This is a genomic window from Kitasatospora sp. Root107, from assembly GCF_001424875.1.
Lineage (GTDB): Bacteria > Actinomycetota > Actinomycetes > Streptomycetales > Streptomycetaceae > Kitasatospora.
The window spans coordinates 245,582-271,300 of sequence record NZ_LMCT01000034.1; the positions used below are offsets into that span (position 1 = coordinate 245,582).

Consider the following 25,719-nt stretch of genomic DNA (forward strand, 5'->3'; position numbering starts at 1 on the left):
AGGTTCCTCCTGGGACGCTGACAGCTGCGCTCTTAATATAAATGACGGCCATCCTGTAAAAAGGGGCCAAAGGTCACCCTTCCGAGGCTCCGTCCGCCGACTACCTTGCGGCAACGCCCAGGACACGTGGACGTAACGATCCCCGGTTCTTGCAGAAACTTGCTGCAAGGACTTTCGACAGCGGTTGCATCGCTGTTACGTTCCTCCCCAAGCCCGACGGCCGCAAGGCCCAGTCGGCAACGGGACAGCCATTATGCGCCGTCCACCTCCATCCCGGGCACCCCCACCTTTTTCCCTAGGAGTTCTCATGCGGCGTGGCATCGCGGCCTCTGCCCTCGTTGCGGCCCTTGCGGTCACCATGGCAGCCTGTGGCAGCAGCGGCTCCGGATCCGATGACAAGGCTGCTGACGGCCCGGTCACCATCACCTACTGGGACACCTCCAACGCCACCAACGAGGCGCCGAACTACGAGGCCCTGGTCAAGAAGTTCGAGGCCGCGAACCCGACCATCAAGGTCAAGTTCGAGAACGTCCCGTTCGACCAGGCACAGAACAAGCTGCAGACCGCGATGGGCGCCACCGGCGCCCCGGACGCGTTCCGCTCCGAGGTCGGCTGGACCTCCGCCTTCGCCAAGGCCGGTTACCTGGAGCCGCTGGACGGCACCCCGGCGATGACCGACAAGGCCGCCTTCCAGGCCAGCCTGGTCGAGCAGGCGACGTACGAGGGCAAGGTCTACGGCGCCCCGATCGTCACCGACACCCTGGGCCTGCTCTACAACAAGGAGCTGTTCGCCAAGGCGGGCATCACCAAGGCCCCCGCGACCTGGGACGAGCTGAAGACCGCCGCCGCCCAGCTCAAGGAGAAGGCCGGCGTGGACGGCTTCTTCATGCGCGCCGCCGACGGTTACTACGCCATGCCGTTCCTGTACGGCGAGGGCACCAACATGGTGGACGCCAAGGGCAAGAAGATCACCGTCAACTCGCCCGAGGCCGCCAAGGCCGTCGAGACCTACAAGTCGATGTTCACCGCGCCCGGCACCGCCAAGGCCGACGTGACCACCGACAGCTACGCGCACATGATGGACGCCTTCAACACCGGCAAGGTCGCGGCGATCATCCAGGGCCCGTGGGAGATCACCAACATCTACAAGGGCGCCGCCTTCGCCGACAAGAACAACCTCGGCATCGCGGCCGTCCCGGGCGGCTCGGCCGGCAAGGCCGGTGCCCCGACCGGTGGCCACAACGTCTCGGTCTACGCCGGTGCGGACAAGGCCCACAAGGCCGCCGCCGAGAAGCTGGCCGGGTTCCTCACCTCCGCCGAGAGCCAGACCTTCCTGGCGCTGAAGAACTCCACCCTGCCGACCCGCAGCGACGCGTTCACCGCCGAGGTCAAGGCCAACCCGGGCATCGCCGGCTTCCAGTCGATCCTGGCCTCCGCCCAGCCGCGCCCCGAACTGCCCGAGTACAGCTCGCTGTTCGGCTCGATCGGCACCAACCTCGGCAAGATCGTGCAGGGCCAGAGCAGCACCCAGGCCGGCCTGGACGCCACCGCCGTGGACTACCTGAAGCTGCTCCCCGGCTTCTCGAAGTAACAAGCAGGCCGCCCGGGCCGCCCACCTGACGGAGGTGGCCCGGGCGGCTCGTCCCGTACCAGCAGCAGTCACCGCCCCGAGCCGCGGCGGACCTCCCGAAAAGGTGTCAACTCATGGCAGTCGCCGTGCAAGGCGCTCCCACCAAGGGCAGCCAGGAACCGCGCCCTGGCCTGGTGGCGCGCGTCAAGCTCTCGTACAGCAAGCACTGGTACGCCTACGCGATGGTCGCACCGGTCGTCATCGTGCTCGGTGTGCTGGTCGGCTACCCGCTGATCAACGGTTTCTACCTGACCCTGACGGACGCCAACAGCCTCAACTCGGCCCGCACCATCGGGGTCAAGGAGATCCCGGCCACCTACCAGTACATCGGCCTGCACAACTACGCCGACATCCTGTGGGGCCCGGGATCCTACGACCGGTTCTGGTCACACTTCGTCTGGACCATCGCGTGGACGGTCATCTGTGTGACCCTCACCTACTCGACCGGTCTGGCGCTGGCCCTGCTGATGAACCAGCGGCTGCGCGGCCGCAGCTTCTACCGGCTGATGCTGATCCTGCCGTGGGCGGTGCCGACCTTCGTCACCATCTTCTCCTGGCGGCTGATGCTGGCCGACGGCGGCGTGGTCAACGGACTGCTCGGCTCGCTCGGTCTGCCCGAACCCGCCTGGCTCTCCGACCCGTTGGCGCAGAAGGCGGCGGCCATCCTGGTCAACACCTGGGTCGGCGTCCCGTTCATGATGGTCTCGCTGCTCGGCGGCCTGCAGTCGATCCCCGGTGAGCTGTACGAGGCCGCCGAGATGGACGGCGCCACCGCCTGGCAGCAGTTCCGCCACATCACCCTGCCCGGCCTGCGCACCGTCTCCTCCACGGTGGTGCTGCTCGGCGTGATCTGGACCTTCAACCAGTTCGCCGTCATCTTCCTGCTGTTCGGCAACGGCGCCCCCGACGCGCAGATCCTGGTCACCTGGGCCTACCGCCTCGGCTTCGGCCAACAGCCGCGCGACTACGCCCAGTCGGCCACCTACGGCGTGCTGCTGCTCTCCATCCTGATCGTCTTCACCAGCTTCTACCGTCGCTGGCTGGCCCGGAACGAAGAGGCTTCCCGATGACCGCCACCATCGAAGAGACCGTACTCACCCCCGCCGCTCCGCCGGCCCGCCCGCCCAAGGTCCGCCGCCGCGGCGAGAGCAGCCCGCTGGTCCGCGCGCTCTCGCACGGCGCCCTGGTGATGGCCAGCCTGGTGGCCCTCTTCCCGGTGCTGTACATCGGCTTCATCTCGCTCGGCCCGGACAAGATGGACTACCTGCACCCCGGGCAGATCTTCGACAAGATCACCTTCTCGAACTACTCCAAGGTGCTGTTCGAGACCGACTTCGCGAGCTGGTTCCTCAACTCGGTGATCGTGGCCGGCGGTACCACCGTCTTCGGCGTGATGGTCGCCGCCACCACCGGCTACGCGGTCTCCCGGATGCGCTTCGCGGGGCACCGCCAGCTGATGTGGACCCTGTTGGTCACCCAGATGTTCCCGATCGCGGTGCTGATCGTGCCGATGTACACGATCCTCGCCTCGCTCAAGCTGCTGGACGGCTACACCGGCCTGATCATCGTCTACTCGGCCACCACCGTGCCGTACTGCGCCTGGCTGCTGAAGGGCTACTTCGACACCATCCCGGTGGAGATCGACGAGGCAGGACGGGTGGACGGGCTCAGCCCGTTCGGCACCTTCTGGCGCCTGATCATCCCGCTGGCCCGCCCGGGCCTGGCCGTGGCGGCCTTCTACTCCTTCCTCACCGCCTGGGCCGAGGTGGCCTTCGCCTCCACCTTCCTGCTCAGCTCCTCCAAGTACACCCTGGCGGTCGGTCTGCAGACCTTCGTCAGCCAGTACGAGAGCCAGTGGAACCTGATGGCCGCCACCTCGGTGCTGATCGCGCTGCCCGCAGCCCTGGTCTTCTACCTGGTACAGCGTCACCTCGTGACCGGACTGACCGCCGGTGCGGCCAAGTCCTGACGTACCGTCAATCCAGCTTCCGAAACTGCCTGTTGCCGCGTGCCGCCGGCCCGTACCCCGGGCCGGCGGGACGACACCTAGTCCCCAAGGGATGACTGTCCATGACCCAGAACCTGGCCGACACCTCCCGGCCCGCCGCCGAGCCCATCGCTGCGAACGGTGCTGCCTCCAGAGGCTGGTGGCGGGATGCGGTCATCTACCAGGTGTACCCGCGAAGCTTCGCCGACTCGAACGGGGACGGCATGGGTGACCTGCCGGGCGTCCGCAGCCGGCTGCCGTACCTGAAGGCACTGGGCGTGGACGCGGTCTGGCTGTCCCCCTTCTACGCGTCCCCGCAGGCCGACGCCGGGTACGACGTGGCGGACTACCGCGCCGTGGACCCGATGTTCGGCAGCCTGCTGGACGCGGACGGGATGATCCGGGACGCGCACGAGCTGGGTCTGCGGATCATCGTGGACCTGGTGCCGAACCACTCCTCCGACCAGCACGAGTGGTTCCAGCGCGCGCTGCGCGAGGGCCCGGCCTCGCCGCTGCGCGAGCGCTACCACTTCCGTCCCGGCAAGGGTGCGAAGGGCGAACTGCCGCCCAACGACTGGGAGTCCATCTTCGGCGGCCCGGCCTGGACCCGCACCACGAACCCGGACGGCACCGACGGCGACTGGTACCTGCACCTGTTCGCCCCCGAGCAGCCCGACTTCAACTGGGAGAACCAGGCGGTCGCGGACGAGTTCCGCTCGATCCTGCGGTTCTGGCTCGACATGGGCGTGGACGGCTTCCGGATCGACGTCGCGCACGGCCTGGTCAAGGCCCCCGGCCTGCCCGACCTCGGCGGCGCCGACCAGCTCAAGCTGCTCGGCAACGACGTGATGCCGTTCTTCGACCAGGACGGCGTGCACGCCATCTACCGCGCCTGGCGCAAGATCCTGGACGAGTACCCGGGCGAGCGGATCGGCGTCGCCGAGGCGTGGACCCCGACCGTGCAGCGGACCGCCAACTACGTCCGCCCGGACGAGCTGCACCAGGCCTTCAACTTCCAGTACCTGGGCACCTCCTGGGACGCCGCCGAGCTGCGCTCCGTCATCGACGTCTCGCTCGACGCGATGCGCCCGGTGGACGCACCCGCGACCTGGGTGCTGTCCAACCACGACGTCACCCGGCACGCTACCCGCTTCGCCAACCCGCCCGGCCTGGGCACCCAGATCCGTACCCCCGGCGACCGGGAACTCGGCCTGCGCCGGGCCCGGGCCGCCACGATGCTGATGCTCGCGCTGCCCGGCTCCGCGTACGTCTACCAGGGCGAGGAGCTCGGCCTGCCGGACGTCACCGACCTGCCCGACGAGGTCCGCCAGGACCCGTCGTTCTTCCGGCAGGCCGGCCAGGACGGCTTCCGGGACGGCTGCCGGGTGCCGATCCCGTGGTCGGGCACCGAGGCGCCGTACGGCTTCGGCCCGGTGGCCGGCGGCCCGAGCTGGCTGCCGCAGCCCGCCGAGTGGGCCGGGCTGAGCGTGGAGGTGCAGACCGGGGACCCGACCTCGACGCTGGAGCTCTACCGCAGCGCGCTGACCATCCGTCGGGAGCAGCAGGACCTCGGCGCGGGCACCTCGGTGGAGTGGCTGGAGACGCCGGCGAGCGTGCTGGCCTTCCGTCGCGGCTCCTTCGTCTGCACGGTGAACGCCGGTGCCGAACCGGTCCGGATCGCGGCCCCCGGCCGTATCCTGCTCTCCTCCACCGAAGCCGTCGCGGTGGACGGCGAGGCGGTCCTTCCGGCGGACAGCACCATCTGGTGGGCGGTCTGACGTGGTTGCAATAGGCTCTGGGATCGTGACTACGGCGCGACTTTCTGACATCGCGGCGCAGGCGGGGGTCAGCGAAGCGACCGTCAGCCGCGTCCTCAACGGCAAAGCAGGGGTTTCGGCCACAACCAGGCAGACAGTGCTGGCCGCCCTGGACGTGCTCGGCTACGAGCGCCCGACCCGGCTGCGGCAGCGCAGCGCCGGCCTGATCGGCCTGATCACCCCCGAGCTCAGCAACCCGATCTTCCCGGCGCTGGCCCAGGTGATCGAGCAGGTGCTGAGCAGGCACGGGTACACCCCGGTGCTCTGCACCCAGACCCCGGGCGGCTCCACCGAGGACGAACTGGTGGAGATGCTGGTCGAGCGGGGGGTGGCCGGCATCGTCTTCGTCTCCGGCCTGCACGCCGACTCGACGGCCGACCACGACCGGTACGCCAAACTCACCGGCCGTCAGGTGCCGTTCGTGCTGATCAACGGGTACAGCGAGAAGATCGCCGCCCCGTTCATCTCGCCGGACGACCGGGCCGCGATGTGGATGGCCGTCCAGCACCTGGTCGAGCTCGGCCACGAGCGGATCGGCCTCGCGGTCGGCCAGCGCCGGTACGTGCCGGTGCTGCGCAAGATCGAGGGCTTCACGGCGGCGGTCCGCGAGCTGCTCGGCCTGAGCGAGGCGGACGCCGAAGGGCTGGTCCACCACACCCTGTTCAGCGTCGAGGGCGGCCACGCGGCGGCCAACGCGCTGCTCGACAAGGGCTGCACCGCGATCGTCTGCGGCAGCGACATGATGGCGCTCGGTGCGATCCGCGCCGTCCGGCAGCGCGGGCTCGCGGTGCCGCAGGACGTCTCGGTGGTCGGCTTCGACGACTCCCCGCTGATCGCCTTCACCGAGCCGCCGCTCACCACCATCCGCCAGCCGGTCGAGGCGATGGCCACCGCCGCCGTCGACGCCCTGCTGGAGGAGGTCGGCGGAAACCCGGGCCAGCGCGCCGAGTTCATGTTCCAGCCCGAGCTGGTGATGCGCGGCTCGACCGGGGCCAACCCGAAGAGCTGACCGGACGTCAGGGTGGGGCACGAGGGTTCTCCTCGTGCCCCACTCGGCTTTCTCGTCCGCAGGGCCGAGGGGCATCCCCCGCCGAGGGGAGACGGTCCGCCCCCAGGACCGAGGCGGCCGGGTGTGTCCCGGCGGCAGGATCGGTCCGTGCCCACTTGAGGGCAGGAGCCGAGGAGCCGTCACATGATCAAGCCCGCACCCCGCTGGGCCGTCGTCGCCGCCCACGCCGTACCGCTGGTCACCCTGCCGTCCGGTCTGTGGCGGATCGGCCTGCTGACCGGATTCCCCGACTGGTACGGCGAGCACAACTGGGCCCTCTGGGAACAGTCGTACGTGGTGATGCTCACCGTGGTCGCGGAGGCCCTCGCGCTGCTCACCCTCGGGCTGGTCCGGCCCTGGGGCGAGGTGGTGCCCGACTGGGTCCCGCTGCTCGGCGGCCGACGGGTCCCGGTCCTGGCCGCGGTGGTCCCGGCGGCGACCGGCGCCTTCCTGGTCACCACCTACGCGACCGTCAACCAGCTCCTGCACCTGGTCGAACCGCTGAACGACACCGGCGAGGGCATGCCGAACAGCGGCCCGGGCTTCTGGCTGCTGCTGGTCTGCTACCTCCCCCTGGTCGCTTGGGGGCCGCTGCTGGCTGCGGTCACGGTCGCCTACTACCGCCGCAGGCGCGGGTCAGTCGGTCGGCTCGGCGGGGGTCTCGGCGGGGGCCTCGCGCAGCCCGGCCAGCTCGGCCTCGAGCTCGGCGACCCGAGTGGTCAGCCGCTGGACGTCCTGGACCGCGTCCAGGTAGTTCGCCTTGTGGCGCTTGGCGACCTCGCTGAGGGTGTCGACCCGGTCGGCGAAGGCGTCGCGCTCGGTGGCCAGCGGCTGGACGGCGGTGTGGAAGACCGCTTCGGCGATCCAGTCCGCCCAGGCGTTGATGTGCTGGGTGCCGGCGGCGCCGCTGAGGTCGGCGTTCTGCAGACCCTGGAGCATCGCGGGCCGGATGGTCTCGGCGATCCGCTGGGTCGCGGTGGGCTGCTCGGTCATGGCTGGTCCTCGCGGTCGAGCTGTTGAGTAGGTAACTCCGCGACATGACCGACGAAGCGAAGGCGCACATCACCCGTAAGGATAATCGCCGCGCACAGGCCGCTGCCCCCGGAGCCGACCAGGTCTCCGGGGGCAGCGGCCTGCCAGCAGGTGTGCGTCAGACGCGACCGGCGAAGTCCGGCGCCCAGTTGGCGATGGACTCGGTCTTCACGCCCGCGCGCGGGTTGGCGGCCTCGACGTACTTGCCGTCGCCGATGTAGATGGCGACGTGGTAGACGCCGGAGTTGCTGCCGTTGTTCGACCAGAAGAGCAGGTCGCCGGCCTTGAGGTTGTCCAGCGAGACCCGAGTGGCCGCGTCCGCCTGGTCGTTGGCGATCCGCGGCAGGGAGATCCCGGCCTGGCGGAAGGCCGCCTGGGTCAGACCCGAGCAGTCCCAGCCGCCGTTGCTGCTGCCGCCGTAGACGTACGCCTGGCCGAGCTTGGACATCGCGAAGTTGATCGCGGCGGCCTTGCTGCCGGTCGCCGCCACCGCGGTGGTGGCGGTGGAGCCGGACGCGGCCTTGCTGCTCCGGGTGGTCTTGGTGCCGGTACCGGCGGAGGACGAAGTCGGCGCCGGGGCGGTCGACTTCGGCGCGCTGGTGACCACGGTGGTGGTGCCACCGAGCGCCAGCTGCTGACCCGGGTAGATCATGTCCGGGCCCTCGGACAGGACCGACCTGTTGAGCTCGTAGAGCTTCTCCCAGCCGCCCTCGACGTTCTGGCTCTGCGCGATGGTGGAGAGCCAGTCACCGGCGACCACGGTGTAGGACTTGGCCGCGGTGGTCGTGGTGGTGGTCTGCTGCTCGGCCGCCTTCGGCGCCGGGGCGGCGGCCTTGGGGGTGGTGGCCTTCGCGGAGGAGCCGGTGCTCGCCGAGGTGTCGACCTGGGGGGCGCTGCCGCCCTTGGTCAGACCGGCCTTGACGGAGCAGACCGGCCAGGCGCCGGGGCCCTGGGAGGCGAGCACCTTCTCGGCGACGGCTATCTGCTGGCCCTTGCTGGCCTGGTTGGCCTGGGCGGCGTACTGCTTGCCACCGAACTCGGCCCAGGTGCTGGAGGTGAACTGGAGGCCGCCGTAGAAGCCGTTCCCGGTGTTGATGCTCCAGTCGCCGGTGGCCTCGCACTGGGCGACCTTGTCCCAGGTGGAGACGGTGGCGGCGGAGGCGGAGCCGGCCGTGAGGCACGGGACCGAGAGGCCGATGCCGACCACGCCGGTCGCGGCGATCAGACGGCGGGTGCGCTTGGACGCGCTGCTGGACAGCATGAAGATGCGTTCCTCTCCCACGCCTGCGAGGTGAGCTGTCGGATTCGGGCTGGAGTTGCCCGGCCGTGCGTGAGCACGGCTTCACCCCAAGCCTGAAATCGGTCAAATCAGACCAAATCCAGGCGACTTACCTGTGGTTCCCCCGCCCCTGCCATGGTGCATTGCTGTGCTGCCTGTTCATCCGATGGCAGGACTCGGCGTTCCGGATGAACTGGGTCCGTGTGGCCACGAACAGGGGAGCACGTTAGGCAGACTTAAGTTCAAACCGCAAACCTCTGTGATGTGGATCATGGTTTCTTCAGGGAACCTTCATGGATCGGAAGCCTTCGTTCCATTGATGGATTTCGATCGGATCTGATCAAACCCCTTGTCGTTCAAGGGACTTGCCTATGCTTCAGGCGAGGCGGCCGCAGGCGCGGCCCGGGGGAGAGGTGCGCGGCACCATGCGGCACGCGAAGAGGCCCGAATCGGCCCCGGAAGGTAACGGTTCGGCAAAGGCCGGGCGCAGGAAGGTACTCGGCTGGATCGCGGCCGGCACGGTGGCCGCCGCGATCGGCGTGGAGGAGCTGGTCCGGCGCACGGGGGACGCTCCTGACGCCGCCTCGGCTCCGCCGCCGCCGACCCCCGGGGTCTCGCACGCACACGGTGAACCGGTCCCGCCCGCCTCACCCGAGCCCTCGCCGTCGCCCTCCCCGGAGCCGCCTCCCCCGGCCAGGCCTTGGTCGGACCCGGCCGGTTGGGGCGGGGCCGTGCCGAGCCCGGCCGCCGCCGTCCGGATCAGTGACCATGTGATGCTGGACGCCGATGCAGTAGTTGGTTCGTTGGTGGTCGAAGCGTCAGGTTCGCTGACCTTCGCGGCCGACCGCTCGGTGGTGCTCAGCTCGGCGGGCAACGTCGAGGTGAAGGGCAGTCTGACGCTGGCACCGGCCGACACCGCCCTGCACACCCTGCGGTTTCCCGCCGTCGACGAACGGCGTTTCGAGGGCGGCGGCATGACACTGATGCCGAGCGACACCGGCCTCTGGGTCACCGGGGCGGGCTACCTCCGGCTGGACGGCGCCGCTCGGACCGCCTGGGTACGGGCCGCCGGAGCGCTCAAGGCCGGCGACACCAGCATCACCCTCGCCACCGCACCGACCGGCTGGCGCCCCGGCGACGAGCTCGCCGTCACCCCGACCGGGGCCCCCGACACCGACGGCTTCTCGGAGCGGTACGACCTGCGGACCATCGCCGCGATCAGCGGCAGCACGGTCGCCCTGGACGCCCCGCTGAGGTACCCGCACCCACGGGTGGCGACCGGAGGGGGCGTCACCGTCGGGGCAGAAGTGCTGAATTTAACCCGTAATATCCGAATCGAGGGAAGTGAGAAGGGCCGCGCCCACGTCCACCTCACCAGCTCCCGCAAGTCCGACGTCCGGCACGCCGCCCTGCGCTGGCTCGGACCGCGCGCTCCCGGCAAGGACCAGTGGAACGGCAAGGCGGTCACCGAGCCGGTGCTCGGCCGGTACGGGCTGCACTTCCACATGCTCGGCGACACCAGCCGGGGCACCGTGGTCGAGGGTGTGGTGGTCCGGGACACCGGCAGCCACGCCTTCGTCCCGCACGCCAGCCACGGCATCACCTTCCGCAGCTGCATCAGCCACCAGACCTGGGAGGACGCCTACTGGTGGGACGGGCCGCTGGACACCCGGACCCCGCAGGGCCCGTCCGACGACATCACGTACGACTCCTGCGTGGCCTCCCGGACGCTCTTCGACCCCAACCCGCGCGGCTACCGGCTGACCGGCTTCAGCCTCGGCGCGGGCACCGGCGGAGTGGCCAGGGACTGCGTGGCGGTCGGCGTGCAGGGTGCGAACGGCGCCTCCGGCTACCACTGGCCGGAGACCAGCGAGGGCGTCTGGACCTTCGAACGCTGCCTGGCCCACAACAACCTGGAGAACGGCATCTTCGTCTGGCTGAACGCCCAACGCCACCACGTGGTCGGCCAGTTCGTGGCCTACCACAACGGCGGCTGGGGCATCGAGCACGGCGCCTACCTGAACGACTTCGACTACACCGGCAGCGTCCTCTACGGCAACGCCGCCGGGGGAGTGGCCCTGCACGCCCTCGGCCGGGACAAGGGGACCGTGCTGGACGGCCTGCTGATCGACGCGGCGGGCCAGTCGGACTTCGCGATCTCCACCAAGCACCACCAACTACCGGGAGAGACCGTCCTGGTGACCCGCAGTCGGCTGACGGGCTATCGAAAGGCCGGCGTCGCGTTCCGCGCCGTGGACGGCGGAGCGCCGGAGGACATCGCGGTGCTGGACTGCGAGTTCGGCGGGCCCGAGCTCTGGTTCGACCCCGCCCTGCCGGAACCCAAGCGGATCGTCCTCCGCCGGGCCGGCCAGACCCAGGCCGAAGAGGTCCGCCGCGACAACAGCCGCACCCCCACCACCGCCACCCCGGGCCCCCGCCCGGTCACCACCCCGCAGCTCACCCTGCACGACGCAGCGGCCCGCACCTCGCGCCTCACCTGACGCGCAAGGTTGCACCACCAGGGGCTCGGGGAACTGCGACGCCGACCTCGTACAAGGTCACCGGTGCGTAGGTGGTCAGGCACTTTCGCCTGTGACCCGCACACCAGATCTCGTCGCCGTTCCCCGAGCCCCTGGTCACACGTGGCTGAGCAACTGCAAAAGGGTTACGCCTCGTCAGCGAGCACGATCTCCAGCGCAGACAGGTAAGCCGAAGCGATCAGCTGCCCGAGCGCCGCGTACGCGCCGAGCGGAGCCGCCCCAGGACACCCCGTCTCCTCCGCCGCAGTCGCCAGCAGCTCGGGATCGGCCTCGGGCCCGATCACCAGCGGAGCGAGCGCGGGCCGGACCGACCCGGTAGCCCGCAGGTGCTCGACGGCGGCCAGCACCGACCCGGGCACGTCCAGCGCGGCCGGCACGACCGGCACCGCGAGCCGCGCGGCCAGCAGTACGCCGGTGATCCCGGCCGCCGCAGCCGCCTCCTCGCCGCCGGCGGTGGTGAGGACCACGCCGTCCGCAGCCGTGGCGATGGCGAACAGCCGGGCCCGGTCGGCCCGGGCCAGCCCGGCCTCGGAGAGCCGGACGTGGACGGCCTCGGCCAGCAGCGGGTGCGGGCCGAGCACGTCGGTGACGGTGGCGCCGGTCTCGGCGGCCAGCCGGTGCAGCTCCGTCAGGGAGCCGTGCGGGCCGGGCAGCAGGGGCACCAGGACAGGTGCGGGGAGCCCGGCCTGGGCCGCCTGGGCGAGCAGCTCTGCGACGGTGGGGTACTCCGGATCGGTGCTCTCCAGGTACGCGGCGGCCGCCTCGATGCCAGGCTGCTCACCCCGGACGATCGAGAGCAGTTCCTCGACCACGGGGCGGGACTCCGGTCCGGCGGTGGCCGGGACGGCCAGCACCAACGACGGCGAACCCGCGGGAATCTCCGGCCGCTCGGGACGGCGGTGGCGCCCCCGCGCACGGGAGCCTGGAGTGCGGACGGGCAGTGGTGCGCCCGGGATGGCTGCTGTGCTCATGGCGGAGATCGTAGGACATTCCGCGGACCGGCCCACAGTCGGGCCGCTCTCCGGACGGTGATCGGCGTCACAATCGGGCCGAAGTGACGGACCGTGAGGCGGCCCGGAAAGCCCGCCAAGATCGACAACCCGCTGGAGTTCGAGTACGCGCAGTCATCGGTATGTTCACGAATCGCTGTGATTTGTCCGCATAAGTGGTGCCAACTTGCCTGTCCGGCAAGGCCCGTGGAGGGATGATGCCCATTCGGTGCACGAGCAAACACCCGTGCTGATGCACGTGCACTGGAGCTATCATCACGTCAAGTGAGGCGAACGCCAGGCACGTCGGGGAGAATTCGAATGCAGAACACGTACAACGGCATGGCGGCTGCGGACCTCGAAGACGTGGTCTGGCAGAAGAGCCGACACAGCAACTCGCAGGGGAACTGCGTGGAGTTCGCGGCGCTGCCCGGCGGCGACGTCGCGATGCGCAACTCCCGGTTCCCGGACGGTCCGGCGCTCATCTACACCCGGGCGGAGATCACCGCCCTGCTGCTCGGTGCCAAGGACGGGGAGTTCGACCACCTGTCCGGCTGATCAGGCGTCACCCTGGTGGTGCGTCAAAGGCCGTCGTGGAAGTCACCGCGACGGCCTTCGTCATTTCCTGTGGTCCGAATTTCCGGTGGCCCCGACCCCGCTTCAGGCGGAGCGCCGGTGCCGGCCCGCCGCCTCGGCGTTCTCCGCCTCGAAGACGGCCCAGACCACCTTCCCCGCACCGGCCAGCGGGTGCCAGCCCCAGGCTCGGCTGAACGAGTCCACCAGGTGCAGCCCCCGGCCGGACTCCGCGACGAAGTCGGGCTCCCGGGCCACCGGGCCCCGGCTGCTCGGGTCGCTCACCGCGCAGACCACCTGCGGCGAGCGGTGCACCAGGCTGATCCGGATCGGCAGTTGGGCGTCGGCGGCCTGGGTCGGACCCGGCTGCAGCGGAAACCGGACCGCCTCCCCTGACCGGACCGACTCGGTGAGTATGCGGACCGACTCGGCCGACGGGGCGTCAGCACGCTGCTCCAGCGCATGCCGAAGGGCGTTGGTCACCAACTCGGAGGCGACCAGCGCGACATCGTCGAAGAGTGCGCCCAGGCCCCAGCTGTGCAGCGTCGACCGGGCGAACTCCCGGGCGGTTCTGACGGCTTCGAAGCGGGGAGCGAGCGTACAGGTGACCACGTGGGGGTCGACCGCGATGGCCGTACCGGTGCTCATGAAGAGCTCCTCCCATAAGGGGGCGGACACGGCTGGACCCGCCGGGGTCATGCCGGTCACCTCCGACTCGCTCGGCCTCACGGCCACCGCCTCGGCCAGCCATACGCGCACACGGACAACCGGCCACGCGGGGGCGCGGCCGGATGCGTGTGCGGAAACGCGTATGGGGTCGACGCGGTACCCGCAGGGATGCCAGGGGCGTGCAGGTGCACGTGCACCATGGTCCTCTGCGCACACTGCGGATGCAAGAGTCGATTCACGTGCAGTCGCACTATTGGCATATGCAAGCGCCGGATGCACGTGCATCATGGAGCCCGGAGCGCGTAAGAGGAAGATCGTTCAGTCAGTACCGGCACCCAGAGCGCTCAACTGATGGCAGACTGTGCGCTGTTTGCCCACGGCGGAGGTTTACGGCATGACCACCACAGCTCAGCCCGGCGGCGGTTCGATGGTGCGCCGTATCCTGCTCGGTTCGCAGCTCCGTCGCCTCCGCGAGTCCCGCGGCATCACCCGCGAGGACGCCGGGTACCAGATCCGCGCCTCGGAGTCGAAGATCAGCCGGATGGAACTCGGCCGGGTCTCCTTCAAGGAGCGTGACGTCGCCGACCTGCTCAGCCTCTACGGGGTGGACGACGGCGGCGAGCGCGAGGCCCTGCTCGGCCTGGTCCGGGAGGCCAACAAGTCCGGCTGGTGGCACAGCTTCAACGACGTGCTGCCCGGCTGGTTCCAGACCTACGTCGGGCTGGAGGAGGCCGCCGCCCAGATCCGCACGTACGAGGTGCAGTTCATCCCCGGCCTGCTGCAGTGCGAGGAGTACGCCCGCGCGGTCTTCGGGCAGACCCGTCCGGTGATCTCCCAGGAGGAGCTGGAGCGGCGGCTCAGCCTGCGGCTGCGGCGGCAGAAGCTGCTCACCGACGGGCAGAGCCCGCGCCTGTGGGCAGTCATCGACGAGGCGGCGCTGCGCCGCCCGGTCGGCGGGCCGAAGGTGATGCGGGCTCAGGTGCAGTACCTGCTCGACATCTCGGAGCAGGCCAACGTGGTGATCCAGGTGATGCCGTTCCGCTTCGGGGCGCACGCCGGCGAGAGCGGCGCGTTCTCGATCCTGCGCTTCCCCGAGCAGGACCTGGCCGACGTGGTCTACCTGGAGCAGCTCACCAGCGCGCTCTACCTCGACAAGCGCGACGACGTCGACGCCTACGTCCAGGTGATGGAGCGGCTCTGCGTCGACAGCCTCACCCCGGAACAGACCAGGGACCTGCTCACCCGGATCCTGGCCGGTCACTGACCCGGCGTCAGCCCTGGGGTCTCTCAGGCAATTCGCAGGCCCGGACCGGCGGCTGCCAGCGCGGCGGCGCGACCGGCTGCGGCGGTACGCCCAACTCCCAGGCCAGGCCGTAGCGGTAGAACAGGTCCGCCCGGATCGGCGGCAGCGTGACCGCGGCGCCGGGCAGCAGTACCCCGATGCAGCCGCCCATCAGCGCACTGCGCAGCACCGCGTGTTCGGCGACCGGATCGGCCGCGCCCCAGGCCAGCAGCAGATCCTGCAGGATCTTCCCGAGCTGCCGCTGCTCCGGGTCCTTGACGAAGGCGCCGGTGTCCGGGTCGAGGATCAGCGCCAGGTGCGAGCGCATCACCCGGGGGTGGTCGAGCGCCAGCCCGAGCACCGCGTCGATCGCCCTGGCCAGCCGGGCCTCCGGGCTGCTCCCCGCGGGCAGCCCGGCCAGTGCCTCGGCCAGTGACACGTGCATCATCCGGTGGGTGGCCGCCTGCATCAGGAGTCGTTTGCTGTCGAAGTAGTACGACAGCAGGCCCCGGGCGAGCCCGGCGCGCTCGGCTATGTCGCCAAGCGTGGTCCTGCCGTATCCGTGCCGGTCCACCAGCTCGACCGTGGCGCGCATGATGCGGAGCCGGGAACGTTGGCGCATTTCCTCGTTGACCGATTCCCCGCGAGGTGCCATCGTGTCTGCTCCGTACGTTGATTGGCTCCTGGCCAATATACTGGCAGGGCCGGTACGGGTTCCTTCAGGGGTACCCGGGTACGGAGACGAAGGCCGGCTCCACCAACACGGGGGTTTGGTGGAGCCGGCCTTCGTGCTGACCCGGTGTCGGCTGCGGGTCAGCGCTGGGACAGCACCTCGGAGTTCGAGGTGGTGGCGGCGCCGGAGTAGTCGTAGTCGGGCACGGCCACCGGCTGCTTCCGGTTGCGCTCCAGGACCACGCCCACCGCGGTGACCAGGAAGCCGAGCAGCGAGATCCCGCTGATCACCAGCAACGCCGGGCGGTAGCCGTCCAGTTGGGCCGCGGGGCTCTGCCCGCCGTTGCTGCCCGCGGTGATCACCGCCGTCGCGGCGGCCAGCACCAGTGCACTGCCGACCTGGAACGCGGTGTTCACCAGCCCGGACGCCAGCCCCTGCTCGTCGTCCGAGACGCCGTTGGTGGCGGCGATGTTGACGGAGGGGAAGCCCAGCGCGAAGCCGATGCCGAGCAGGACCATGCTCGGCAGCACCAGGCCGACGAAGCTGCTGTGCTCGTCCAGCCGGAGGAAGAGCACGTAGCCGAGGGTCAGCGAGAGCACCCCGCCGAGCATCAGCCGACCGGTACCGAACCGGTCCACGATGGCGCCCATCTTGGTGGCCGACAGGGCGACCAGCGCACCGGCGGGCAGGAAGGCCAGTGCCATCTCGAGCGCGGACCAGCCGAGCAGTCGCTGCAGGTAGAGCGTGGCGACGAACTGGAAGCCGGCGTAGCTGCCGAACAGGGCGAGCGCGGTCAGGTTGGCCCGGGCCACGCCGCCGTTGCGGAAGATGCCGAGCCGGACCAGCGGGTGCGCGGTGCGCTGCTCGATCACCAGGAAGGCGGCGGCCAGCGCGACCACCACGAGCAGCGACAGGATGGTGCGGGCACTCGCCCAGCCGGCGCTCTGCGCCTCGGTGACGGTGAAGACCAGCAGCAGCAGCGAGCCGGTGCCGGTGATCGCCCCGGCGATGTCGTACCCGCCGGTGCCACGCTCGGGGCGGGGCTGACGGGGCAGCAGACGGAACGCGAAGACCAGCGCGATCAGCGCGACCGGGACGGGCATCAGGAAGGTGAAGCGCCAGCCGACCGAGGTGAGCAGGCCGCTCAGCACCAGGCCGAGCGAGAAGCCGCTGGCGCCGGTGACGGTGTAGATGCTCAGCGCGCGGTTGCGGGCCGGGCCCTCGGCGAAGGTGGTGGTGATGATGGAGAGGCCTGCCGGAGCGGTGAAGGCGGCGGCCACCCCCTTGACGAAGCGGGCCGCGATCAGCAGGCCGCCGTTGTCGACCAGACCGCCGAGCAGGGAGGCGGCGGCGAAGACGGCGAGCGCGATCAGGAAGACCTCGCGGCGTCCGAGCAGGTCGGCCGCCCGGCCGCCGAGCAGCAGGAGACCGCCGTAGCCGAGGACGTAGCCACTGACCACCCACTGCAGGGTGGAGGTGGAGAGGTGCAGGTCGTCACCGATCGACGGGAGGGCGACGCCGACCATCGAGACGTCGAGGGCATCGAGGAACAGGGCGGCGCAGAGGACGATCAGGGTGCCCCAGAGTCGGGGGCTCCATTTGTCGTCACCGTGAACGGACGGGGCGTCAGAAGAGTTGGCAGGGGCGCTGGTTGCCGAAGGCTCTCGGGCTGTGGTCATGGAGGAGACAGTACATGCATGTGCAACCAATGCAAGTCGATTTAATGCGGTTGCAGTAAGTTCCGAGGCATGTGCTAGCCTGGGGCTCGTGTCAGAACTCGATGTCGCCGCCGACGAGGCGGCCCTGGTCGCCGGCTGGCGGGAGTTGTTGGCCCGTCACGCGGCCACCGCGTGTGCGCTCGACCGTGAGCTCGGTGAACTGCACGGTCTGGGCATGAGTGAGTTCGAGGTGCTGGAGCGCCTGTTCGAGGACGAACGGGGGGCCGACCGGGAGAAGCTCCGGGTGCAGGACCTCGCGCACCAGGTGCACCTGAGCCAGAGTGCGCTGTCCCGGCTGATCGGGCGGCTGGAGAAGGCCGGGCTGGTCGAGCGGGCGATGTGCGCGGCCGACCGTCGCGGCATCTTCGTGATGCTCACGGAGGCCGGGCGGCAGCGTTACCGGGAGGCGCAGCCGGTGCACCGTCAGGTGCTCGCGCGGACGCTGACCGGTACGGCCTGCGTCGCCGGCGGGTCAGAGTAGAGCGTTCAATCCAGGCGCCACCGCGAGCAGCACCGCTGCCGCCGGCGCGGCGAGCGCCGCCACGGTGAGCCGCAGCCGGTGCCGGACGGGCAGCCGGGGCGCCCCCAGCAGCAGCCGGTCCACCCGGTGCGGGGACTGTGCCAGCTGCTGCGGCGGGCAGGAGCCGAAGACCCCGCGGCCGCTGTTGATCTCGACCAGCGCCAGTGCCGTGGTCACTCGCCCGTGCCGACGGGCGGCCCGGTCGTCGGCGGCCAGTTCGACCAACTCGCCCACCTGGTCCCGGAACGCGCTGAACACGCCCACCCCCGGGAACCCGCTGGCCAGCGCCTGAGCGGACTGCGCCAGCCAGTGGTGCCTGGCCCGGACGTGCCCTCGTTCATGGCTGAGCACCGCCGCCAGCTCGCGGTCGGTCAGCTGCTGCAGCGCACCCGTGGTGACCACCAGCCGGGCGCCCGGCCCGGGCAGCGACCAGGCCTCGGGGCGGACGTTCTCCAGCACCACCAGCTGCTCCCCGGTCCGCCGGGGGAGGGCCAGTCCGCCCGGCAACTCCGGCGCGCGGTCGGCCAGTTCGGCGAAGCGGCGGACCCGCAGCGCGCGGGCCGCCAGCACCTCCCGGCCGAGCGACCAGGCGGTCCAGACCCCGCCGGCCGCGAGCAGCGCGGCGGCCAGCCGGCCCCAGCCCTCGGCACCCGCCAGGCCGTACGCCGCCTCGACGCCGTGCGGGGCGCCGGTGAAGAGCAGTTCGCGCAGACCGGGAAGGGCGGCCGAGGAGGCCAGCAGCAGACCGAGCAGGCAGCAGAGCAGGACGGCGATCACCAGACACTGCCAGGCACAGAGCGCCAGCACGGGTTCGCGTTCGGCCCAGGGCGCGCGGGCCAGCAGCCGGGGCGCCACTGTGGACAGCAGAACTCCCCCAGGCGGGCACGCGGGCGCGACCATGCGCCGTGTGTCCAACCTACGCGCTGGGCGCGCCCCTTAGGAACGCCTTGCGCCGCGCCAGTGACCAAGCTGACACGGGCGGCGGCCCGGCCGACCGCTGTCGCCTGCTTGCGGGGCTCACATCGTCAGCAGCATCGCGAACATCCCGACGCCCATCGCCGTCCGGCAGGCCCGCGAGAGGTCGGCCGCCCCGGCCGCCGCTGCGGCGGCGACGGTGGCGCGGCCGCCGGGGACGGAGAGCAGCCGGCTGCCCGTCCAGAGCGTGTACCCGCCGAAGTAGCCGAGCAGGGCACCGGTCACGGCCGGCAGCCCCATCGAACCGTGGTGACCGGCCGGGGCCAGCCCCATGTACGCCATGGCCAGCGCCCCGATCGCGTGGTGCAGCCGGTGGGCCCGGGGTGCGCCCGGCGCCAGGGCGCCGATCAGCAGGGCCAGGGCGAGCAGGGCGGACAGCCACCCCCAGACGATCCCGGGCCGGAGCACCATCCCGGCCATCCCGATCCCCATCAGCGCCTCGGCGGCGTCCGAGTCCCAGCTCGCCGACGCGCAGACTCCCCGGCCGGCCCGCAGCCGGTGCAGACCGAATCCGGCCGAGCCTGCGGCGAGAGCCGCGAGCAGCCAGCTGACCATGACCGGACCGTGCACGGCGCCCCCTCCAGGCCGGTGTGCCGGGACTCCACGATCACCGATCCGGGGCGGGGGCAGCAGGGCGCGAACGGGGGCGCACGGAGGTGTAACGGGTGGTCAACTCCCGGGCGCGAGCTGCGCTGCGGCGGTCGGGCTTCCCGCCCGGCTCACCCCGGTGGCGGGGGGTCGGGGCACCGGGCATGGTCGGCGTACGGCACGGGAGGCCGCACCCCTCGGCGGAAACGTCCCCACTGTCCGCGCAGGTGTCCGAATGGTGGACACCGCGCTGTTCACGTCAGTGTTGCTCCGACCCCCCTTGAACAGGAGAACCTTTCGAATCTATGGTGGTCCTGTCGAAATAACTCCTGTCTAAGTGGGTCTCTGATGCAGAATCTTTCGCCCGGGCTGACTGTGGCGGCCGAACTCTCCGGAGTATCCCCGGCCGGCCACGCGGCCCACCCCGCCTGGCTACGGCTCAAGGAGGCCGTCGAGGCCCTGCGCCCGTTGCAGTCCAAGGACGGCTCCATCGACCTCTCCACCGTCCAGCGGTCGGCCGTCGACCCGCTGGTGGGGACCGTGCTCGGCGCGGTCGAGGAGCTCACCCCGCTCTTCCCGCACTCCGCCGACTACCTCGCGGCCGTCCTCGCCGACCTGCGCAAGTGGGCCGACACCGGCTACCGCGAGCCGGACTTCCTGGACTCGCTGCTCGCCTTCCAGCCCGCCGAGCAGCGCGAGGACGGCCTCGAGCACCTCGTGGTCTTCCCGATGTACACCCAGAACGGCAACCCGGACCGCAACCTCGAAGCCGTCCTGCTCAAGGTGGTCTGGCCCGAGTGGCTGGCCGAGCTGGAGCGCACCCGCTTCGACAACCCGATGTTCGTGCCGATCACCTTCACCGACTTCACCGCCGGGTACGACACCAACTCCGCCGTGCTCTTCCCGGAGACCATCGCCGTCCGGCAGGCCCCCGAGCGGTTCACCTGGGGCGGCATCTTCTGCGACCGCGAGGCCGCCCGCTTCCGCGCCGTCTCCACCAGCGCCGTCAAGCAGCTCGGCCTGGAGATCCCCGCCGACGCGACCGAGCTGCTCGCCGACCAGCAGCGCTCGCAGCAGACCTTCGTGCTCTGGGACCTGGTCCACGACCGCACCCACAGCCACGGCGACCTGCCGTTCGACCCGTTCATGATCAAGCAGCGCAGCCCGTTCTGGATGTACGGACTCGAGGAGCTGCGCTGCGACCTGACCGCCTTCAAGGAGGCCGTCCGCCTGGAGGCGGAGGGCTACGAGCAGGGCCGCGACGTCCAGTACGCGATCCTGTTCGACCGGATGTTCCGCTTCCCGGTCAGCGGCGACCGGGTCCGCAACTACGACGGCATGGGCGGCCAGCTGCTCTTCGCGTACCTGCACAAGCACGACGCGCTGCGCTGGCGCGACAACCGGCTCTCGATCGACTGGGACCGGGTCGCCGAGGTCACCAACGCGCTCTGCGGCGAGATCGAGACCCTGTACCGGGACGGCATCGACCGGCCGAAGACCGCGCACTGGATCGCCGCCTACCAGCTGGTCTCCAAGTACCTCACCCCGCACCCGGCCTCCACCTGGGCCAAGGGCCCCGAGGCACTCCCGCTCGGCACCACCGACGGCAAGGCCCTCAACAAGGCCCTGTGCGACGCCGTGATGCCGGACGAGTTCCCGCTCAGCATGTTCTACGAGGCCCTGGCCAAGAAGCTCAGCGGCGTGATCGCCGCCACCACCGGCATCACCGGTGCCACCGCCGACCGCCAGGAGGCCGCCGCGTGAGCACCCGTCAGCTCGAGAGCAAGGTCATCGCGGTGGCCGGCGCCACCGGCGCGGCTGGCCGCGCAGTGCTGCGCCGACTGGCCGCCGACGGCGCCACCGTGATCGCGGCGGGCAGCGACGCCCGGCGACTGGACGAGGTCATGGACGCCACCCGCGCCCAGGTCCCCGGCTCCCGGGTCAGCGGCCAGGTCATCGACCTGCTCGACCCGCAGGAGGTGCACGACTGGGCCGACCACCTGGAGGCCGAGCACGGGCACGTCGACGGCCTGTTCCACCTGGTCGGCGGCTGGCGCGGCAGCAAGACCTTCTTCGACAGCCGGATCGACGACTGGGACTGGCTGCACGACCGAGTGGTCCGCACCCTCCAGCACACCTCGCTGGCCTTCCAGCCCGCACTGGTGCGCAGCGCCGCCGGCCGGTACGCGATGATCTCCGCCACCGCCGCGCACAAGCCGACCGCCGGCGGCGCCGCGTACGCCGCGGCCAAGGCGGCGAGCGAGGCCTGGACGCTCTCGATGGCCGACTCCTTCAAGAAGGAGACCACCTCACCCGACGGCGCCCCGACCGCGGCGGCTGCCATCCTGGTGATCAAGGCTCTGGTCACCCCCGAGATGCGCGTCGAGAAGCCCGAGGCCAAGTTCCCCGGCTTCACCGACACCGCCGACCTGGCCGACACCCTGGCGGGCCTCTGGGACCGCCCCGCAGCAGAACTGAACGGACAGCACCTGTGGTTGACAGCCCGATGAACGTTGCCAGCGACGCCACCGACGCCGTTCGGCGGCACGACCCCGCCGTCCGGGGCTTCGCCAGCGACAACTACGCCGGTGTGCACCCCGAGATCCTGGCCGCCCTCGCCGTCGCCAACGGCGGGCACCAGGTCGCGTACGGCGAGGACCAGTACACCGAGCACCTCCAGGAGGTGTTCCGCAAGCACTTCGGCGAGCGCGCCGAGGCGTACCCCGTCTTCAACGGCACCGGCGCCAACGTGGTCGCCCTGCAGGCCCTGCTGCCGCGCTGGGGCGCGGTGATCGCCGCCGAGTCCGCCCACATCAACGTGGACGAGTGCGGCGCCCCCGAGAAGATCGCCGGGCTCAAGCTGCTCACCGTCCCCACTCCCGACGGCAAGCTCACCCCCGAGCTGATCGACCTTCAGGCCTGGGGCTGGGGCGACGAGCACCGCGCCCAGCCGCTGGCCGTCTCGATCACCCAGAACACCGAGCTGGGCACGGTCTACACGGCCGAGGAGATCAAGGCGATCTGCGACCACGCCCACGAGCACGGCATGCTCGTGCACCTGGACGGCTCCCGGATCGCCAACGCCGCCGCAGCTCTCGGGCTGCCGCTGCGCGCCTTCACCACGGACGCCGGGGTCGACGTGCTCTCGTTCGGCGGGACGAAGAACGGCCTGCTGCTGGGCGAGGCCGTGGTGGTCCTCAACCCGGAGAAGGTCAGGAACCTCAAGTTCCTGCGCAAGATGTCGATGCAGCTCGCCTCGAAGATGCGCTTCGTGTCGGTGCAGTTCGAGGCCCTGCTGAGCGGTGACCTCTGGCTGCGCAACGCCTCGCACTCCAACGCGATGGCGCAGCGGCTCGCGACGGCGGTCGAGGGCATCGACGGCGTCGAGCTGGTCCGGCCGGTGCAGGCCAACGCGGTGTTCGCGCTGCTCCCGCGTGAGGTCAGCGAGCGGCTGCAGAAGCGTTACCGCTTCTACTTCTGGAACGAGCAGACCGGCGAGGTGCGCTGGATGACCGCCTTCGACACCACCGAGGCCGACATCGACGCCTTCGCGGCGGCGATCGCCGAGGAGCTCGGCCGGGGCTGACGGCTGCGCTCTCCGACCGCCCCCGCCGTTCGACGGCGGGGGCGGTTCCGTGTCAGTGGAGAGCCGTGCCGCCCACCTGGTCGGCCAGTTCGGTCAGAGCCGGGCCGAGCGGCAGCCCGATCCGGGTGGTGGCGAGGTCGTCGCCCCGGGTGGGCCCCTGGTTCACGATCACCACCGGTGTGCCGTCCCGGGCCGCCCGGCGGACGAAGCGCAGCCCCGACATCACGGTCAGGGACGAGCCGAGGACCAGCAGCAGCTGCCCGGCCGCCACCAGCTCGAAGCAGCGCTCCACCCGGGGCTTGGGCACGCTCTCGCCGAAGAACACCACGTCCGGCTTGAGGACCCCGCCGCACTCCGTGCACGGCGCCACCTGGAACGTCTCGACCAGCCCGTCCGGTAGCAGCGCGTCGCCGTCCGCCTGGGGCCGGGCCTGGGCTTCCCGGAAGTGACCATTCAGCTCTGCCAGCCGCCGGTCGAGCGCGGTGCGAGGGGTGAGGTGACGGCAGGTCAGACAGACCACCCGGTCCAGCCCGCCGTGCAGCTCCACCGCCTGCCGGGTGCCGGCCGCCCGGTGCAGGCCGTCCACGTTCTGGGTGATCACCGCCGACACATGGCCCGAGCGGCGCAACCGCTCCACCGCCCGATGCCCGGCGTTCGGCTCGGCCCGCGCGATGGTCCGCCACCCGGCGTGGCTCCGCGCCCAGTAGCGGCGGCGGGCCTCCGCGCTGCCGGTGAACTCCTGAAAGGTCATCGGGGTGCCGGGCCGTCGGCTGCCGGTCTCACCCCGGTAGTCGGGGATGCCCGACTCGGTCGACAGCCCCGCCCCGCTCAGGACCACCACGCCCCGCCCGGCTACCAGCTCGGCCAGTGACTCCAGCGCCGCTGCCTCTGTGTCTGCTGTAACAGGCTCCTTCATGCGGCCAGGGTAGATCTCGACGGCCCGTCACCTCGTTCAGTAGGCTCCGCCGACAATCTGGGCGACGGGGGACAGGTATGACTTCCACGGAACTGTTGGTCGTAGTGGTGATCGGCACGGCGATCGGGATACCGCTCGGGCTCTACCTCAGGCGGCGCCTGCACGGCGACGCCGCCACCCAGGCAGCGAACCGGGCTCACGCGGACGGACTGCGTCGCGAACTCCTCGAGCGCACCGCCTTCCCCGGCGAGTGGATCGACCTGGGCGCCTACCTGGTGGAGCAGCCCTACGCCCGCTCCTATCTCCAGCGCCTCGCCGTCTTCTCACTGCTCCAGCAGGACGGCACCCTGGACGAACTTCCGGTCGGCGACTCGGAGGTCAAGGGCGGCTTCTCCTTCCGCCTCTCCGAGCAGGCCTGGCTGGACTACCACGAGGCCCGGGCCGCCGGCCGCCGCTCCGGCTACGCCCCGTCGCCGGGGTCTCCCGTGCCGCCGGTGCCGGCCTGCAGCTGCTGCGACGAACCGTTGGACACCAGCGAGCCGGCCTTCAACTTCCAGCTGCCCGACCCGCTGGCAGCGCTGACGGAGGCGGAGCAGGAGCGGACGATCACCTTCTACTCCGAGCAGACCGTCCTGACCCGGACCCTCGGCGGTTTCGTCCGGGCCCTGCTCGCGGTACCGCTCGACGACGGACGGGCCGTCAGCTTCGGCGTCTGGGTCTCCCTGGAGGCGGACACCTACGCGCGGTTCGCCGACGCCGTGCACGGGAAGGGCGACCTCGCCGTCACCTCGTTCGACGGCAAGCTCGCGAACGGCCTCGCTCCCTGGGGCGAGGACATCCTCGCCGCGCCGGTCTCCATCGGTTCGCCCCGCCGACCGGAAGGGCTCAGCACTCCCCGGATCCTCGACAGCCCAGTGCCGGCGGTCGCCGACATCCTGCGGAAGTCGTGGCCACCGGCTGAGATCCTGACGGACGACCGGGCCTGGGCACTCGCGTACGACCCGGGGAATCCTCCGAAGCCGCACGCGCACCACTGAACGGGCGAAGGGAAGCAAGGGAAGCGAGGCGAGTCAGGCGAGGAGGCGCGCCAGTGTGCCCTGCTCCGTGGAGTACGGCTGCTCCTGGGGGAGCAATTCGGCGGCTGCGGCCATGTCCCCGCTGCGCACCAAGGCGTGGACCTGGTGGGCGAGCGGCGTCACGTCGGTGACGCCCACCGTCCACTCGTCGGCGTACCGTGCGGAGGCCTCGCCGGTGAGCCCGAGCTGGAGCGAGCGGTAAGGCAGCGGCTGGAGGTGCAGGTCACGCTCCGGGTCCCACTGCACGCGGGCCGGGGCCCGCTTGAGCTCCCGCTTCCAGGAGGCCTGATCGGTGTGCACGCCGCGTTCGTTATGGGACAGGGCGGCGTTCCGGAGCGCCCACTCGAACCCGGCGCGGGAGATCTCGACGGCGAGGACGGTCTCCTGCCCCTCCTTGGTGGCCCAGCCGCAGCGGTACATCATCCAGAGGAACGACGGTTTGATCCACGTCATCCGGTCCCGCTGCCAGGCCGAGGGAAACCGACCCTCGCGGGCGGCCGGCAGGCCGATCTCGGGGCGGTAGGCCTGATAGACGGTGACGGTGGTCGCCGTGTGCTGCGCGCGAATGCGGTGCTTCGGTTCATCCATGGCACGAGGATGAGGCTGGCTGGGCGGGGCGAACCACTCGATTTTGTTCGAGGCAGCCTCCGGGCTGATGGTCCTACTGGTGAGAACGCGCTGGTCAGGCGGGTCGCGGAGCGCGTATCGAGGAGGGCTTGGGGTGCCCGGCGGAGGCGATTTGCTTGTGGGGCGGCGATGCCCGTACAGTTCCGGAGTCGCACCGAGAGGGGCGAAGAAAAGCGAGTCGGCTGAATGAAACT

At 70.7% G+C, this 25,719-nt stretch carries 22 protein-coding genes, 1 pseudogene and 1 riboswitch; of the genes and pseudogenes, 14 read left to right on the forward strand and 9 right to left on the reverse strand.

Translation table 11 applies throughout. The features are described 5' to 3' along the window. Positions 1-307 precede the first annotated feature (307 nt). The 6 genes and pseudogenes from ASC99_RS26545 to ASC99_RS42280 form a co-directional block, all read left to right on the forward strand. Positions 308-1,591, forward strand: coding sequence for an extracellular solute-binding protein (locus ASC99_RS26545; RefSeq protein WP_057236605.1), 1,284 nt, complete (start codon positions 308-310; stop codon positions 1,589-1,591). Positions 1,592-1,704: 113 nt separating this feature from the next. Continuing rightward, positions 1,705-2,700, forward strand: coding sequence for a carbohydrate ABC transporter permease (locus tag ASC99_RS26550; RefSeq protein WP_057236607.1), 996 nt, complete (start codon positions 1,705-1,707; stop codon positions 2,698-2,700). Continuing rightward, complete coding sequence (locus ASC99_RS26555) at positions 2,697-3,599, forward strand: sugar ABC transporter permease (protein ID WP_057236609.1); 903 nt, start codon at positions 2,697-2,699, stop codon at positions 3,597-3,599. The genes ASC99_RS26550 and ASC99_RS26555 overlap by 4 nt, the downstream gene beginning before the upstream one ends. A 101-nt stretch (positions 3,600-3,700) precedes the next feature. Further along, the gene (locus ASC99_RS26560; RefSeq protein ID WP_057236610.1) at positions 3,701-5,395 is read left to right on the forward strand and encodes a glycoside hydrolase family 13 protein; all 1,695 of its coding nucleotides are present in this window, start codon (positions 3,701-3,703) and stop codon (positions 5,393-5,395) included. A gap of 25 nt (positions 5,396-5,420) precedes the next feature. Further along, positions 5,421-6,443: a LacI family DNA-binding transcriptional regulator gene (locus tag ASC99_RS26565; RefSeq protein ID WP_200948429.1), complete on the forward strand. Its 1,023-nt coding sequence runs from the start codon at positions 5,421-5,423 to the stop codon at positions 6,441-6,443. Positions 6,444-6,626: 183 nt separating this feature from the next. Further along, positions 6,627-7,112, forward strand: a pseudogene (locus tag ASC99_RS42280) (hypothetical protein); the annotation flags it as partial. Between the two features lie 520 nt (positions 7,113-7,632). Here ASC99_RS42280 and ASC99_RS41980 read toward each other — a convergent pair. Next, positions 7,633-8,796 carry a transglycosylase family protein gene (locus ASC99_RS41980; RefSeq protein ID WP_157531753.1) on the reverse strand — a complete coding sequence of 388 codons (1,164 nt, stop codon included), beginning with the start codon at positions 8,794-8,796 and terminating at the stop codon, positions 7,633-7,635. Continuing rightward, positions 8,781-8,985, reverse strand: a riboswitch (cyclic di-AMP (ydaO/yuaA leader). Its footprint overlaps the gene before it by 16 nt. A gap of 233 nt (positions 8,986-9,218) precedes the next feature. On the opposite strand from ASC99_RS41980, the gene ASC99_RS26580 reads away from it, so the two are divergent. Further along, a complete protein-coding gene (locus tag ASC99_RS26580) occupies positions 9,219-11,294 on the forward strand; it encodes a hypothetical protein (RefSeq protein WP_057240866.1) in 2,076 nt (691 codons plus the stop codon). 164 nt (positions 11,295-11,458) lie between these two features. On the opposite strand, the gene ASC99_RS26585 is transcribed toward ASC99_RS26580, so the two are convergent. Next, the gene (locus tag ASC99_RS26585) at positions 11,459-12,304 is read right to left on the reverse strand and encodes a hypothetical protein (RefSeq protein WP_082598643.1); all 846 of its coding nucleotides are present in this window, start codon (positions 12,302-12,304) and stop codon (positions 11,459-11,461) included. Between the two features lie 339 nt (positions 12,305-12,643). Here ASC99_RS26585 and ASC99_RS26590 point away from each other — a divergent pair, with 339 nt between their 5' ends. Next, entirely contained in the window at positions 12,644-12,880 is a 237-nt protein-coding gene (locus tag ASC99_RS26590; RefSeq protein ID WP_057236617.1) for a DUF397 domain-containing protein, read from the forward strand. Between the two features lie 102 nt (positions 12,881-12,982). Here ASC99_RS26590 and ASC99_RS26595 read toward each other — a convergent pair whose 3' ends face one another. Beyond that, positions 12,983-13,543, reverse strand: coding sequence for an ATP-binding protein (locus tag ASC99_RS26595; protein WP_157531754.1), 561 nt, complete (start codon positions 13,541-13,543; stop codon positions 12,983-12,985). A 415-nt stretch (positions 13,544-13,958) separates the two neighbouring features. Here ASC99_RS26595 and ASC99_RS26600 point away from each other — a divergent pair, with 415 nt between their 5' ends. After that, positions 13,959-14,828, forward strand: coding sequence for a helix-turn-helix transcriptional regulator (locus ASC99_RS26600; protein ID WP_057236620.1), 870 nt, complete (start codon positions 13,959-13,961; stop codon positions 14,826-14,828). A gap of 7 nt (positions 14,829-14,835) precedes the next feature. Here ASC99_RS26600 and ASC99_RS26605 read toward each other — a convergent pair whose 3' ends face one another. Both ASC99_RS26605 and ASC99_RS26610 read right to left on the reverse strand, forming a co-directional pair. Next, positions 14,836-15,468, reverse strand: coding sequence for a TetR/AcrR family transcriptional regulator (locus tag ASC99_RS26605; RefSeq protein WP_235583144.1), 633 nt, complete (start codon positions 15,466-15,468; stop codon positions 14,836-14,838). A 191-nt stretch (positions 15,469-15,659) separates the two neighbouring features. After that, complete coding sequence (locus ASC99_RS26610) at positions 15,660-17,198, reverse strand: MFS transporter (protein WP_057236624.1); 1,539 nt, start codon at positions 17,196-17,198, stop codon at positions 15,660-15,662. An 88-nt stretch (positions 17,199-17,286) separates the two neighbouring features. Between ASC99_RS26610 and ASC99_RS26615 the strand changes: the two genes are divergently transcribed. Then, positions 17,287-17,718 (forward strand): MarR family winged helix-turn-helix transcriptional regulator, encoded by a 432-nt coding sequence (locus ASC99_RS26615; RefSeq protein WP_057236626.1) that lies wholly within the window; start codon positions 17,287-17,289, stop codon positions 17,716-17,718. Here the strand turns inward: ASC99_RS26615 and ASC99_RS26620 are convergent. Both ASC99_RS26620 and ASC99_RS26625 read right to left on the reverse strand, forming a co-directional pair. Continuing rightward, positions 17,710-18,657: a M56 family metallopeptidase gene (locus ASC99_RS26620; protein WP_057236628.1), complete on the reverse strand. Its 948-nt coding sequence runs from the start codon at positions 18,655-18,657 to the stop codon at positions 17,710-17,712. The genes ASC99_RS26615 and ASC99_RS26620 overlap by 9 nt on opposite strands. Before the next feature lie 117 nt (positions 18,658-18,774). Continuing rightward, positions 18,775-19,287 (reverse strand): DUF5134 domain-containing protein, encoded by a 513-nt coding sequence (locus tag ASC99_RS26625; protein ID WP_082598657.1) that lies wholly within the window; start codon positions 19,285-19,287, stop codon positions 18,775-18,777. Between the two features lie 381 nt (positions 19,288-19,668). Between ASC99_RS26625 and ASC99_RS26630 the strand changes: the two genes are divergently transcribed. From ASC99_RS26630 to ASC99_RS26640, 3 genes are read left to right on the forward strand one after another with little or no spacing between them, the layout of a single operon-like run. Next, on the forward strand, positions 19,669-21,084 hold the full coding sequence (locus ASC99_RS26630; RefSeq protein WP_057236632.1) for a DUF6421 family protein: 1,416 nt from the start codon (positions 19,669-19,671) through the stop codon (positions 21,082-21,084). Beyond that, positions 21,081-21,830 carry an SDR family NAD(P)-dependent oxidoreductase gene (locus ASC99_RS26635; RefSeq protein ID WP_057236634.1) on the forward strand — a complete coding sequence of 250 codons (750 nt, stop codon included), beginning with the start codon at positions 21,081-21,083 and terminating at the stop codon, positions 21,828-21,830. The genes ASC99_RS26630 and ASC99_RS26635 overlap by 4 nt, the downstream gene beginning before the upstream one ends. Beyond that, positions 21,827-22,906, forward strand: a complete 1,080-nt coding sequence (locus tag ASC99_RS26640) for a low specificity L-threonine aldolase (RefSeq protein ID WP_057236635.1) — start codon at positions 21,827-21,829, stop codon at positions 22,904-22,906. Before ASC99_RS26635 ends, ASC99_RS26640 begins: the two co-directional genes overlap by 4 nt. A 52-nt stretch (positions 22,907-22,958) precedes the next feature. Here ASC99_RS26640 and ASC99_RS26645 read toward each other — a convergent pair whose 3' ends face one another. Continuing rightward, positions 22,959-23,822, reverse strand: coding sequence for an NAD-dependent protein deacetylase (locus tag ASC99_RS26645; RefSeq protein ID WP_057236637.1), 864 nt, complete (start codon positions 23,820-23,822; stop codon positions 22,959-22,961). A 77-nt stretch (positions 23,823-23,899) separates the two neighbouring features. Between ASC99_RS26645 and ASC99_RS26650 the strand changes: the two genes are divergently transcribed. Next, the gene (locus ASC99_RS26650; protein WP_082598645.1) at positions 23,900-24,859 is read left to right on the forward strand and encodes a DUF2199 domain-containing protein; all 960 of its coding nucleotides are present in this window, start codon (positions 23,900-23,902) and stop codon (positions 24,857-24,859) included. A gap of 33 nt (positions 24,860-24,892) precedes the next feature. On the opposite strand, the gene ASC99_RS26655 is transcribed toward ASC99_RS26650, so the two are convergent. Continuing rightward, the gene (locus ASC99_RS26655) at positions 24,893-25,486 is read right to left on the reverse strand and encodes a DUF4291 domain-containing protein (RefSeq protein WP_057236642.1); all 594 of its coding nucleotides are present in this window, start codon (positions 25,484-25,486) and stop codon (positions 24,893-24,895) included. Between the last annotated feature and the right edge of the window lie 233 nt (positions 25,487-25,719).

What these genes read in the sequence shown, in the direction of transcription:
- ASC99_RS26625 (WP_082598657.1), bottom strand. Translation starts at nt 19,287, where the DNA reads ATGGTCAGCTGGCTGCTCGCGGCTCTCGCCGCAGGCTCGGCCGGATTC.
- ASC99_RS26585 (WP_082598643.1), bottom strand. Translation starts at nt 12,304, where the DNA reads ATGAGCACAGCAGCCATCCCGGGCGCACCACTGCCCGTCCGCACTCCA.
- ASC99_RS26550 (WP_057236607.1), top strand. Translation starts at nt 1,705, where the DNA reads ATGGCAGTCGCCGTGCAAGGCGCTCCCACCAAGGGCAGCCAGGAACCG.
- ASC99_RS26640 (WP_057236635.1), top strand. Translation starts at nt 21,827, where the DNA reads ATGAACGTTGCCAGCGACGCCACCGACGCCGTTCGGCGGCACGACCCC.
- ASC99_RS26650 (WP_082598645.1), top strand. Translation starts at nt 23,900, where the DNA reads ATGACTTCCACGGAACTGTTGGTCGTAGTGGTGATCGGCACGGCGATC.
- ASC99_RS26605 (WP_235583144.1), bottom strand. Translation starts at nt 15,468, where the DNA reads ATGCGCCAACGTTCCCGGCTCCGCATCATGCGCGCCACGGTCGAGCTG.
- ASC99_RS26580 (WP_057240866.1), top strand. Translation starts at nt 9,219, where the DNA reads ATGCGGCACGCGAAGAGGCCCGAATCGGCCCCGGAAGGTAACGGTTCG.
- ASC99_RS26600 (WP_057236620.1), top strand. Translation starts at nt 13,959, where the DNA reads ATGACCACCACAGCTCAGCCCGGCGGCGGTTCGATGGTGCGCCGTATC.
- ASC99_RS26560 (WP_057236610.1), top strand. Translation starts at nt 3,701, where the DNA reads ATGACCCAGAACCTGGCCGACACCTCCCGGCCCGCCGCCGAGCCCATC.
- ASC99_RS26620 (WP_057236628.1), bottom strand. Translation starts at nt 18,657, where the DNA reads ATGGTCGCGCCCGCGTGCCCGCCTGGGGGAGTTCTGCTGTCCACAGTG.
- ASC99_RS26545 (WP_057236605.1), top strand. Translation starts at nt 308, where the DNA reads ATGCGGCGTGGCATCGCGGCCTCTGCCCTCGTTGCGGCCCTTGCGGTC.
- ASC99_RS26655 (WP_057236642.1), bottom strand. Translation starts at nt 25,486, where the DNA reads ATGGATGAACCGAAGCACCGCATTCGCGCGCAGCACACGGCGACCACC.
- ASC99_RS26590 (WP_057236617.1), top strand. Translation starts at nt 12,644, where the DNA reads ATGCAGAACACGTACAACGGCATGGCGGCTGCGGACCTCGAAGACGTG.
- ASC99_RS26555 (WP_057236609.1), top strand. Translation starts at nt 2,697, where the DNA reads ATGACCGCCACCATCGAAGAGACCGTACTCACCCCCGCCGCTCCGCCG.
- ASC99_RS26645 (WP_057236637.1), bottom strand. Translation starts at nt 23,822, where the DNA reads ATGAAGGAGCCTGTTACAGCAGACACAGAGGCAGCGGCGCTGGAGTCA.
- ASC99_RS26630 (WP_057236632.1), top strand. Translation starts at nt 19,669, where the DNA reads ATGCAGAATCTTTCGCCCGGGCTGACTGTGGCGGCCGAACTCTCCGGA.
- ASC99_RS26595 (WP_157531754.1), bottom strand. Translation starts at nt 13,543, where the DNA reads ATGAGCACCGGTACGGCCATCGCGGTCGACCCCCACGTGGTCACCTGT.
- ASC99_RS26610 (WP_057236624.1), bottom strand. Translation starts at nt 17,198, where the DNA reads ATGACCACAGCCCGAGAGCCTTCGGCAACCAGCGCCCCTGCCAACTCT.